Annotated in this window: 12 protein-coding genes; 4 read left to right on the top strand and 8 right to left on the bottom strand. The window is 30.1% G+C overall.

The window, feature by feature from the left end; all coding sequences use genetic code 11:
* From ACH2BO_RS14195 to ACH2BO_RS14185, 3 genes are all read left to right on the top strand, one after another.
* Nucleotides 1-1,993: DEAD/DEAH box helicase (locus tag ACH2BO_RS14195; protein WP_395045391.1), on the top strand; the 1,993-nt coding region annotated here is incomplete at its 5' end.
* A 178-nt stretch (nt 1,994-2,171) separates the two neighbouring features.
* Entirely contained in the window at nt 2,172-2,939 is a 768-nt protein-coding gene (locus tag ACH2BO_RS14190) for a carboxypeptidase-like regulatory domain-containing protein (RefSeq protein WP_395045390.1), read from the top strand.
* Nucleotides 2,940-3,097: 158 nt separating this feature from the next.
* A complete protein-coding gene (locus tag ACH2BO_RS14185; RefSeq protein WP_395045389.1) occupies nt 3,098-3,547 on the top strand; it encodes a GNAT family N-acetyltransferase in 450 nt (149 codons plus the stop codon).
* Between the two features lie 37 nt (nt 3,548-3,584).
* Here ACH2BO_RS14185 and pafA read toward each other — a convergent pair whose 3' ends face one another.
* The 7 genes from pafA to ACH2BO_RS14150 all read right to left on the bottom strand — a co-directional run bounded on the left by pafA (nt 3,585) and on the right by ACH2BO_RS14150 (nt 10,619).
* A complete protein-coding gene (pafA, locus tag ACH2BO_RS14180; protein ID WP_395045388.1) occupies nt 3,585-5,189 on the bottom strand; it encodes an alkaline phosphatase PafA in 1,605 nt (534 codons plus the stop codon).
* Between the two features lie 23 nt (nt 5,190-5,212).
* Nucleotides 5,213-6,157 (bottom strand): NAD(P)H-dependent flavin oxidoreductase, encoded by a 945-nt coding sequence (locus tag ACH2BO_RS14175; protein ID WP_395045387.1) that lies wholly within the window; start codon nt 6,155-6,157, stop codon nt 5,213-5,215.
* Between the two features lie 37 nt (nt 6,158-6,194).
* A complete protein-coding gene (locus ACH2BO_RS14170; RefSeq protein WP_395045386.1) occupies nt 6,195-6,494 on the bottom strand; it encodes a helix-turn-helix domain-containing protein in 300 nt (99 codons plus the stop codon).
* Between the two features lie 4 nt (nt 6,495-6,498).
* On the bottom strand, nt 6,499-6,834 hold the full coding sequence (locus ACH2BO_RS14165) for a type II toxin-antitoxin system RelE/ParE family toxin (protein ID WP_395045385.1): 336 nt from the start codon (nt 6,832-6,834) through the stop codon (nt 6,499-6,501).
* A 100-nt stretch (nt 6,835-6,934) separates the two neighbouring features.
* The gene (locus ACH2BO_RS14160; RefSeq protein ID WP_395045384.1) at nt 6,935-8,566 is read right to left on the bottom strand and encodes a S8 family serine peptidase; all 1,632 of its coding nucleotides are present in this window, start codon (nt 8,564-8,566) and stop codon (nt 6,935-6,937) included.
* 54 nt (nt 8,567-8,620) lie between these two features.
* A complete protein-coding gene (gene mnmA / locus ACH2BO_RS14155) occupies nt 8,621-9,808 on the bottom strand; it encodes a tRNA 2-thiouridine(34) synthase MnmA (protein ID WP_395045383.1) in 1,188 nt (395 codons plus the stop codon).
* Nucleotides 9,809-9,917: 109 nt separating this feature from the next.
* A complete protein-coding gene (locus tag ACH2BO_RS14150; protein WP_395045382.1) occupies nt 9,918-10,619 on the bottom strand; it encodes a toxin-antitoxin system YwqK family antitoxin in 702 nt (233 codons plus the stop codon).
* Between the two features lie 290 nt (nt 10,620-10,909).
* Here ACH2BO_RS14150 and ACH2BO_RS14145 point away from each other — a divergent pair, with 290 nt between their 5' ends.
* A complete protein-coding gene (locus ACH2BO_RS14145) occupies nt 10,910-11,887 on the top strand; it encodes a fasciclin domain-containing protein (RefSeq protein WP_395045381.1) in 978 nt (325 codons plus the stop codon).
* A gap of 73 nt (nt 11,888-11,960) precedes the next feature.
* Here ACH2BO_RS14145 and ACH2BO_RS14140 read toward each other — a convergent pair.
* A partial coding sequence (locus ACH2BO_RS14140) for an ABC transporter substrate-binding protein (protein WP_395045380.1) occupies nt 11,961-12,385 on the bottom strand: 425 nt, incomplete at its 5' end.

The following is a 12,385-nucleotide window of genomic DNA, read 5'->3' as shown; positions in this document are numbered from 1 at the left end:
TAAATTTGAACAATTAGGTCTGAATGAATCGTTACTGCTGGCGATCAAAGATCTAGGATTTGAGAATCCGTCAGAAGTGCAAGAAAAAGCGATTCCAGTCTTATTGGAAAAAAACACAGACTTAGTAGCTTTAGCACAAACAGGTACAGGAAAAACAGCAGCTTTTGGTTTTCCGCTAATACAAAAAATAGATGCTGAAGACAGAAGTACACAAGCGTTAATTTTATCACCAACGCGTGAACTATGCTTACAAATCACCAACGAGATTAAACAATACTCAAAATATGTAAAAGGTTTACATACAGTGGCTGTTTATGGTGGCGCAAGCATTACAGAACAAGCCCGAGAAATTAAACGTGGAGCACAAATTATTGTGGCAACTCCAGGTAGAATGCAAGACATGATTAACCGAGGATTGGTTAACATCAAAAACATTAATTTCTGTATTCTTGACGAAGCAGATGAAATGTTAAACATGGGTTTTTATGAAGACATTGTATCAATTTTATCTGATACTCCAGACGAGAAAAATACTTGGTTATTTTCTGCAACAATGCCTACTGAAGTAGCCAGAATTGCAAAGAAATTTATGAATGATCCAGCAGAAGTTACTGTTGGAGCAAAAAATGCAGGTACAACAACAGTTTCTCACGAATTTTATTGCGTAAATGCTCGTGATAGATACGAAGCTTTAAAACGTTTAGCCGATGCTAATCCTGATATTTTCTCAGTAGTTTTTTGTAGAACAAAACGTGATACACAAGCAGTTGCAGAAAAATTAATAGAAGATGGTTATAGTGCTGCTGCATTGCACGGAGATTTATCTCAAGCGCAACGTGATGGTGTGATGAAATCTTTTAGAGGTAGACAAATTCAAATGCTTGTAGCAACAGATGTAGCTGCTCGTGGAATTGATGTTGATAGTATTACTCACGTAGTAAATTATCAATTACCTGACGAAATTGAAACTTATACTCACCGTTCAGGTAGAACTGGTCGTGCTGGTAAATTGGGAACTTCTATTGTAATTATCACTAAAAGTGAATTGCGTAAAATTTCTTCTATTGAAAGAATTATACAACAAAAATTTCAAGAAAAAACAATTCCTTCTGGAATGGAAATTTGCGAAATTCAATTGTTACACTTAGCCAACAAAATTAAAGACACCGAAGTTGATCACGAAATAGACAACTATCTTCCTGCAATAAACGAAGTTCTTGATGGTTTAACTAAAGAAGAATTAATCAAGAAAATGGTTTCGGTAGAATTTAATAGATTCATCAATTACTACAAAAAGAAACGTGATTTATCAGGTGAAAAAGGTAGTGAAAGAAGCGAAAGAAGTTCTGAACCAAGAGAAATTAGAGCTGGTGATCCAGTTAGATATTTTGTAAACATTGGTTCAAGAGATGATTTTGACTGGATGCAATTGAAAGATTTCTTAAAAGAAACATTAGATTTAGGTCGTGATGATGTGTTTAAAGTAGATGTAAAAGAAGGATTTTCATTCTTTAATACTGATGGAGAACATACAGATAAAGTTATGTCGGTTCTAAACGGATTTGACCTTAACGGAAGAAGAATCAACGTTGAAATTTCTAAAAATGATGGTGGCGGAAGCGGAAGAAGAGATCACAATGGAAGAAGTTCTGGTGGTGGTTTTGGTGGCGGAAGAAGCTCTGGCGGATTTAGAGGTGGCGATAGAAACGAAAGAAGTTCTGCACCAAGAAGCGGAAGTTTCGGACCAAGATCAGACAGAAATGAAAGAAGTTCTGGAAGCTCATTTCCAAAACGTGAAGGTGGATTTTCATCAGATAGACCAGCTAGAGAAAGTGGTTTTAGAAGCGACAGAAGTTCATCTGCTGCTCCAAGAAGAGAACCTGGTTCTACTCAAAGAGAAGAAAGAGCACCAAGACGTTCTGAAACAAATTCTGATGGACCAGCAAGTCGTTCATTTGACGATGCAAAAGTAAGAAGACCAAGAAAAAGTTAATTATTATTAACTCATTCTTTATTAATATTAACTCCAATTTTGAAAATTCAATTTTGGAGTTTTTTTATGCTTTTATCATTCTCTTGTCGAAATTTAAAAACATTCTTTTGTTAATAATTTACTAAAGCTATAAAAACATCTTTAAGCTTTTACTACTTTTAAACCATCAAAATAGAACATGAAATATTATATTGCTTTTTTACTTTTACTATTCACATCATTAACTTTCTCTCAAGTAAATCCTAACCTTAAAAAGGTTTCAGGAACAATTGTAAATAATGCTACTTTACTCACATTGCCAAATGTAAATATTATAAACATCAATAGAGTAAAAGGAACAATGACCAATAGTAAAGGATATTTTGAAATTGATGCCAATCAAAGTGATACTTTACACATTACTTGTATTGGTTTTCAATCTATAAAAGTGAGAGTTACAAGTGATTGGGTAAAAAATGGAAATGCTATAATTCAACTTACAGAAAGAGCAATTGCATTAGAAGAAGTTATAGTAAGAAGATATCAACTAACTGGTTTTCTTGAAATTGACACAAAACTTATTCCACAAATAGAGAATTATAGGTATAGTATTTCTGGTTTGCCAAATGCCTATGAAATTGGTGATCGATCTCCAAACGCTTTTTCTAGAGTAATGAATTCTATTTTTAATCCAGCAGATATGCTTTATAATTTCTTTGGAAAAAAACCAAAAGAATTAAAAAAGCTAAAAGAAATGCGAAAAGACGATACTGTTAGAAACCTATTAGAAACTAAATTTGATAGAGAAACTCTAGCCGTTTTACTTGGAATTGACAAGAATGACATTCCAGAAATTTTGCAACATTGCAATTACTCACAATCGTTTATAGAAACAGCCAACGACATGCAAATAATGGATGCCATTAGCCAATGTTATGAAGAATATAAGGTTTTAAAGAAAAAATAAATTGTTATTTACATTACAATTTAGTCCTTAATAACTTTTGCTTTTGAGGATTTTTTTATATTTAATGAAATATAGAAACTCAAAATGTTCAATTTATTTTTAAGGCAAGACATTTTTAAAATTGAATAATAAATCTATACATCATTATAAATCTTAAAATGAAAATCGAAAGAGCAACAACGAACGATAATGTAATTTTGTCAGAAATAACAAAAAAATCAAAAGCTTATTGGGGTTATTCTGAAGAACAAATTTTAAAATGGAAGGATTCACTTACTATTTCCAAAGAGTATATTGACGCCAACGAAGTCTTTAATTTAACAATTGAAAACGAAATTATTGGATATTATTCTTATACTATTAAAGAAAACAATAGTGTAAAACTTGATAATTTATTTGTTTTACCCTATTATATTGGAAAAGGTTTTGGAAAATATTTGATTAACGATTTTTTGATTAAAATTCAAAAAAGCAAATTCAAAAAAATAGTTCTTGATTCAGAACCATACGCCGAAAAGTTTTATCAAAAAATGGGATTTAAAAAAACTGGCTCGTTTGAAACCTCAATAAAAGATAGGTTTATGCCAATTATGGAAATGATTTTATGACAATTAAAAAGTTTCATTATTAAAACTAAAATTTTGGTTACTTACCCAAAACTTCAGTCAAAACCTCACAGTCACTACCGTTTGGAAAAGCAACTTTAATTTTTTGAGCAATAGTTGGCGCTATAGTTGTAATGTATTTTTTGTTGCTTGTTTCGCCTTTTGGGATTTTCCAACCGTAAAACAATAATGGTACGTGAGTATCATAACTATAAACCGTTCCGTGAGATGTTCCTGTTGCGCCATATTCTATAAATCCTGGTTTATCAAGCACAACCAAATCGCCATTTTGTGAAGCATCATAACCTTTAGCAATGAAATCTAAATAAATATCACTTCCAGAATTTGCCAAAATATCTTCTTCTGAGTAAATAGTTTTCACTTGTTCTTGAGTTAACAAATACTCTTTAAAAGCTTGTTTTACTTTGACTAAATCTAAAGCTTTAGTTTTGATAATTTCTTTATTAAAAAAAAGATTGAAATTAGAATAATCTAATATTAAATCATCACCAAAAGCTTCATTTGAAAATTTTTTCAATCCTTTTACAATTTCTTTCGGCTCTACATTGGTCACATTATATTTGTTGTCTTTTAAATATTTTGCATTTTCAGCTCCAGCATGATCTGCAGTTAAAAATAATAAGTAATTATCTTTTCCAACTGTTTTATCTAGATATGCTAAAAACGTTGCAATAGTTTGATCTAAGCGCAAATAAGTATCTTGTAATTCTATAGAACGTGGTCCAAGAATGTGTCCAACATAATCTGTAGATGAAAAACTTACAGTTAAAAAATCGGTAATTTCATCTTTTCCTAATTGTTCTTTTTCAATGGCTTTCATCGCAAATTCAGCTAATAAATCATTTCCAAATGGTGTTGCACGAATAATTCCTGCATCACTTTTTTCAAACATTTCTTTTAGATTGTATGGAAAAACTGCCTTCGCTCCATTTAATTTTCCTTCATAAACATTGTCATCAATTAAACTCTCATTATAAGTTGCAATTGGTTTATATAAATTCCAACCTTTATTTATATATGGCAAATAATGTTTTTCGGTATTAAATTCGGTTACCCAAGTTGGCAAATTTTCTCCATAAAAAGTACTCGAAATAAAAGCTCCAGTTTTGCTGTACCAAAATGCCCAATTAGCAAAATGTCCTGCTGGAAGAATTGCGCCTCTATCTTTCAAACTCATTCCGATAACCTTTCCTTTAAAATTAGTTGCCAATCTTAATTCGTCTGTAATAGTTGTGCTTAATAGGTTTTTTGGAGACATTTCGCCTTCAGCTTTGGTACCATCTCCAATAGTTTTTACTGAAGAATCTTCTGTACAATAAATATCTTTTCCTAGTTTTCTACTGAACCATTCGTTGCCTACAATTCCGTTTACAGCTGGTGTTGTTCCAGTAAAAATTGCTGCATGACCTGGAGCAGTATAAGTTGGCAAATAATTATAGTGCATATTATGAAAAGTATAACCATTTTTCATCAAACGTTTAAAACCATTTGCAGAAAAATCGTCATTAAAACGATATAAATAATCCATTTTCATTTGGTCTACAACAATTCCTACTACTAATTTAGGTCGTTGTTGTGCATAACTTATTGATGCTAATAAAAGGAGAAAAAAAATCTTTTTCATAAATAAATTTTAAGAATACATAATTAAAACTGAAAACCATAAACTTGTTTCTGAGCTAATTCAAACTCAGATATAACATTATCAAAAATGGTTGCTACAGGCAAAATTTCGTGAATTAATCCGGCAATTTGACCAATTTCGAGTTCGCCTTCAATTAAATCTCCTTCAAACATTCCGCGTTTTGCTCTTCGTTTTCCTAACAAATTTTCTAAATCTTCTTTGGTTGGACAATTAGAATACAATTTTTGTATATCATTGTAGAATTTATTTTTAATTAACCGAACAGGCGCTAATTCTTTTAAAGTAAGTTGTGTTTCTCCTTCTTCTAAATCAACTATAGTTTTCTTAAAATTATCATGTGAGGAACTTTCTGTAGATGCTGCAAAACGACTTCCCATTTGAACTCCATCTGCGCCAAGAATCATTGCAGCCAACATTCCACGACCAGTTGCAATTCCGCCAGCAGCAATTAATGGAATAGCTATTTTTTCTTTTACCATTGGAATTAAAGTTAGCGTTGTAGTTTCTTCTCTTCCGTTGTGTCCGCCAGCTTCAAAACCTTCGGCTACAACTGCGTCAACTCCAGCTTCTTGTGCTTTTAAAGCAAATTTAGAACTGCTTACTACATGAACAACTGTTATTCCGTTTTGTTTTAAATGACTGGTCCAAGTTTTAGGATTTCCTGCAGAAGTAAATACAATTTTTACTCCTTCTTCAATTATAATTTGGATAATTTCTTCAATATTTGGATACAACATTGGAACATTTACTCCAAAAGGTTTGTTGGTAGCTTTTTTACATTTTTGAATGTGCTCTCTTAAAACTTCTGGATACATTGAACCTGCACCAATTAAACCTAAACCTCCAGAATTACTAACTGCACTTGCTAGTTTATATCCACTGTTCCAAATCATTCCGCCTTGAATAATTGGGTATTTTAAGTTGAAGAGTTTTGTGATTTTATTCATAAATGAGTAAATTAATATATCTAAATATTAATAATAATTACAAAAATGTTAATCCAATTCTTTTATTTAAACCAATCTCAAAAAGTCTGATTAATGTAGAAAGTTGAATGTTTCCTTTACCATTTTCAATTCGCGAAATATAACTTTTTTTAGTTCCAGTTCTTTCAGCCAATTGTTCTTGGGTAATTTTAGCTTCTTTTCTAGAAGTCTTTAACATTTCACTAATGATAAACATTTGAGAATTTTCATCATATTTATTTCTACTTTCAGTTCCAATTTTACCATGTTCAAATTCTATAAGTTGATCAAAAGTAGTTATATTGTTGTATTTTTTCATGGTGTTATTTTTTTGAGATAATATATTCTTCTTTTAATTTAAGTGCTTTTTCTATTTCATTATTGGGAGTTTTCTGCGACTTTTTTTGAAATCCATTAAAAAGAACTACCAATTTTCCTTTATCAAAACAGCAAAATATTCTATAAATATTAGACTGATATTCTATTCTAATTTCATAAAGTCCATCTGTTCCTGTTATATGTTTTAAAATTTTTTCAGGAACTTTTTCAACTTGTTTTATGAGTTCTAAAACATACTGTATTTTTTCTTTTACTTTTTCATTTTGATTTTTATAAAATTCTATAAAGTAATTTTCGTGAAAAATTATTATTCTACTCATTTTACAAAGTTATCTTAAAAGTTAACATTATGCAATTTTTTAAAGAGTTTTTTTTTAAAAGAGTTTTATATATTAATAAGATTAAAATAATATTTAAAACTTAATTCTTAATTATCTTTCCACTCTGAGTAGCATTTGCAGAAGCAATTTTATAAAAATAAATTCCAGAATTTAAAGTATCAAGATTAATTTTTTCATCAGAATTTATTGCTTTTTTTTCTAAAATTAATTGACCTAAATTATTGTATAATGTCAAATTTATTTCTGAAAAATCATTTGAAAAACGAATTGAAAACTCTCTATTAACAGGATTAGGATAAACAATAAATTCATTTTTGTTATTTTGGATTACAGAAAGTAAAGCATTATTTAAAGCCAATTGAAAATCGGGAATTCCATAGCCAAACTGAGCATTTGGAGTAGAAAACATATCGGCAGATTGTTTTATAAAATATACAACTTGCTGATTGGTAAATGTTGGAACTGCTTGCCAAAAACTAGCAATCATTCCAGCCATAATTGGTCCAGAAAATGATGTTCCGCTTCCCATTTGAATATTTCCAGAGGTATTTGCAACTGAAACTGATTGACCTTGTGCCATTATATCTGGTTTTATTCTACCATCAAAGCTTGGTCCTATTGAACTAAAAACTGCATAATTTTCATTGGCTTGAACTGCACCAATTGCTAAAACATTAGTTGCTTCGGCTGGAACACCAACATGAGGTTCTGCTGTAGTACCAGCATTTCCTGCGCTTGCTACTACAACCATTCCTTTGCTAAAAGCAATATTTGCACCTTGCGAAGCAAAATTAGAATTTCCTGTCATGTCACTATAAGTATGACTATAACTTGCATTGTCATATCCAAAATATCCTAATGAAGAAGTAATTACATCTACACCTACTCTGTCTGCTTCTTCGGCTGCTTCTACCCAAAAACTTTCTTCTACTGGATTTTCAGAGGTAACATCTTCTGTAACATATAAATAATATTGTGCATCTGGAGCTGTTCCTACTAATTGTCCATCTACAAATCCTCCCATGCAAGATAGAACTAAAGTTCCATGATTATGAAGTGAATAAACATCAGTACTTTGATTTACATAATTGTAACCACCTAAAATTAATCCGTTTGTGAATAATCTTTCAAAAGGTTGTGTTGTATTTACATTTATAAAACCTGAATCAATTACTGCAATAATTTTTCCTGCTCCAGTAAAGTTTTGTTCATGTAATAAATGACCGTTTAACATTTGTATCTGATTGGCAGAGTTTCCGTAAGCAAAAGTTACATTAACATCTAATTGTTTATTTATTGGATTAAAACTATAAATTGATTTCGTTTTTGATATTTTTCCGCCAGAAGTATTTAGAGCATCATTAGCAAAATTTATATGATTTACAAATGACAAACTTGTTAAAGCATTAATATCAGTTAATGAACCACGAATGTGAAGACAATTTAACCATTTAGACTTAGCTTTTACAATGATTCCTGTTGCCGAAGTGACTTGGTCAATATAAGGTTGATGAACAGGAACATCATTTTCTGATAAACTAATTCCTTGTGCAGTTCTTCTATCTAATGAACGTTGGGTTAGCATAGTTAATGGTTCGTTTAGAAAAGTTGTTGCATTTGGTTTATCATTAAAATAAACCCAAGCATCTTCTTGTTGAGAAAAAGATGTAACTGATATAAATAATAGTGAAAAATAAATATATTTTTTCATGAATAATAAATTTGGATGTACCAAAATTACAAAAAAAACAATTGGAAACTAGATTTATGAAATTACTCCTGAACCAACCAATTCGTCACCAATATTCCAAGCAACGAATTGTCCTTGAGTTATTGCAGATTGAGGAGATTGAAAGGATACATAAAGACCTGAATCAAATTGATATAAAGTGGCTTTTTGCAATTCTTGACGGTAACGAATTCTAGCCATAACTTGCATAGATTCGCCATTATGAAGTTTTAAATCTTCTCTAATCCAATGAATTTCTGATGGTTGAACTCTTAATGCTTTTTTATACAATCCAGGATGATTATGACCTTGACCAGTATAAATTGCATTAGTATTAACATTTGTAGAAATAATAAAAAGTGCTTCTTTAGTTCCTCCAACATTTAATCCTTTTCGTTGTCCTATTGTAAAATAATGTGCGCCTTGATGTTTACCAACAACATTTCCCATTGAAGGATTATATTCAATTGAAGTTGACTCGAATATTAATTCTTCTTCAAGAGAGTTGAAAGTTGGTTTTGGTTGATGATAAATTTCACAATCAACAGGAATTTCATATATCAAACCTTCTTTGGGTTGTAATTGTTGTTGCAAGAATTCTGGTAAACGAACTTTTCCTATAAAACACAGACCTTGAGAATCTTTTTTTTCTGCTGTAACCAAATCTAGTTGCATTGCAATTTCTCTAACTTCGGGTTTGGTTAATTCGCCAATTGGAAATAAAGATTTTGCTAATTGCTCTTGCGATAACTGACATAAAAAATAAGATTGATCTTTGTTATCATCTTTTCCTGCAAGTAGTTGATATACTGTTTTGTTATTAACCTCGACTTTAGATTTTCTGCAATAATGACCAGTTGCAACATAATCTGCTCCAAGCGACAGAGCAATTTTCATGAAAACATCAAATTTTATTTCGCGATTACAAAGAACATCTGGATTAGGAGTTCGTCCGTTTTTATATTCATTAAACATATAATCAACGATTTTCTCTTTGTATTGTTCACTTAAATCGACAGTTTGAAAAGGAATTCCAAGTTTTTCTGCAACAAGAAGTGCATCGTTACTATCTTCAAGCCATGGACATTCGTTAGAAATTGTTACAGAATCGTCGTGCCAATTTTTCATAAAAAGTCCAATTACATCGTAACCTTGTTCTTTTAAAAGATAAGCTGCAACACTAGAATCAACACCGCCAGAAAGTCCAACAACAACTCGTTTCATTATAAAATTTATTTATTTAGAAATGCAAATTTACGGAAATAAAAAAAAAAAAGTATATGCTTTAAATTGTAAAAACATATACTTAAGTAAATTTAACTTATAGAATTTATTATTCTCTTGTGATTGGTTTTTTTACAAATTTTCTTTGATTTGGCTTACTCATATTTTCTTTGGTGATTTTTCCGTTATTATTAAATTCCCAAGTTCCTTCTTTTTTGCCTTTTTTATATATTCCTTTAGAAACAATTACATTTTCAGAATTTTTAAAAGTTGACAAACCTTCAAAGACATTGTTTTTATAATTTATTTCTTCAAGAACGATTCCATTTTCGGCATATTTTTTATAAACTCCTTCTTTATTTCCGTTTTTATAAGCTGTTTCTTCGGCAATAAGTTTACTTTTATAATAGACTTTTCTAACACCATTTAATTTTCCGTTACTGTATAGTTCGGTTGTCATAATATCTGGAGAATCGAAATGATAGTACTTCCATTCACCTTCATAGAGTTTTCCAATTAGTTTTCCTTCGCTTACTTTTAAACCTTTTTGATTGTAAAAAATAGTGTAACAAGAATTATCTTTTGCATTAAATTCTCTTGTAGCAATTATAGTTACGGCTTTGGTATCGTCGAAAAACTTAAACAAACCAATTTCTTTACCATGTTCAAAAGTTCCTTCAAATCTTGGTCGATTAGAATCAGGATAAACTCCTTTCCAAATGCCATTTTTTAATCCTTTATCGTCTAATTTGTTAAACTCTTGAGCTTGTGCTGAAAAGAAAGTGATAATAACAAAAAGTAAATATTTCATAATTTATATTTAAATAGTATAACTATAATAGTATATTTTTAGTATTGCAAAAATAGTTCCAAAGTTATTTATTTTAAAATAACACACATTAATTTTCAAAATATTTAAGCATTATTTGACTTTGATATGCCATTTTATTCCTTTCATCGATTTTTTAGTGAGAATATAAAAATTATTCTTTCTTTTGCATAAATAAAAAATGTTATATTAAATATTAAATATAAATATTTTAAAAAGAACTTTTAAAAAATTAAACAATATTTGCTAAAACAATAAAAAAAGAAATTATTATGAGAACAAACGGTTTAAAATTTTTAGGTTTAATTGCAATTTTTACAATTTTTACTTTTTCATGTAGTGATATTGATAAAACTTTAAATTCTAATGATGATTCTATTAGTCAAATTGCACAAACAAATCCAAATTTAACAATTCTTGCTGCTGCATTAGAAAGAACAGATTTAGTAAATACATTAGATAGCGAAGGAACTTATACTATGTTTGCTCCAACAGATACTGCTTTTAACACTTACTTAAGTGCAAATAGTTATGTTTCTATTGATGATGTACCAGTTGCTGCATTGAAAGAATTATTATTAAACCATGTTATAGGTCAAGTTAAAAAAACTATAGAATTACCAGCTAGTGGATATGTAAAAACTTTGGCTAAAGGTGCAGCATCTTCAACAAACACATTAAGTATGTATGTAAATATTACTGGCGGAATTGTAAAACTTAATGGTGGTGCAAAAGTAACTAATGCTAATATTTATGCTACAAATGGATTTATGAATATTGTTGACCAAGTTATTGGATTGCCTTCTATTGTTACTCATGTTTCTGCAAATCCTGCTTTTGACACACTAGAATCTATAGTAAAAAGTACTTCTGGAACTTTTGGAGATCAAACTGCTATTGCAACTGCATTAACAACTAATGTAACTCCATTGACTGTGTTTGCACCAACAAATACTTCTTTTGAAAATGCAACTACTGGAACAGGTTTTGCAGTTGGAGCAACAGCTTCTCAATTTTCAACTGTTCTTTTATATCATGTTACTGGCGGAAATGTTGAAAGCTCAACATTAACTCAAGATATGATTGTACCAATGAGTACTATACCAGTGCAAAATGTAACTATTGATTTAGTTGGTGGAAAAAAAGTAAAAGATCAAGCAAATTTTAGTTCAAGTATTTTTGCTGCAGATATTCAATGTACTAACGGAATTATTCATGGTGTTGCAAGAGTTTTACAACCAGCACTATAATAAACTATTTTTCAGAAAAATACCAAAAATTTAAAATGCCTCCAAAAGTTTTAAGCTTTTAGGAGGCATTTTTTTATTCAATTTTAGAATGTATTTTTTTGAAGTAATCGAACGCTTTTACAATTCGTGTTCCATACCAAGAAAACATTTCGCCATTTACAAAAACAGTTTTTGCATGATGCGTAAATCGGCCAAGTTCAAAGGCATGTTCGTCTGAAAAAGGAAAAGGTTCTGAAGAAAGCAAAACCAAATCTGGATCGCCTTGAATTCGCATTTTTTGAATTATAATTTCTGGATAACGTTCTTCTAGGTTGCTATAAATATTTTCAAATTTATTTAATTTCAACATTTCATTAATAAAAGTATCTTTTCCTGCAACCATGTATGGATTTGCCCAAATGAAATAAACCACTTTTTGAGATGGTTTATCTTTTATGAATTTTTGAAATTCATGGTATGCAAAATTTATTTTATCTACCCATTTTTGAGCTTCTGTTC

Origin of the sequence: Flavobacterium sp. (genome assembly GCF_043773265.1) — a bacterium.
Lineage (GTDB): Bacteria > Bacteroidota > Bacteroidia > Flavobacteriales > Flavobacteriaceae > Flavobacterium.
This window is presented reverse-complemented; position numbering and strand designations above follow the sequence as displayed.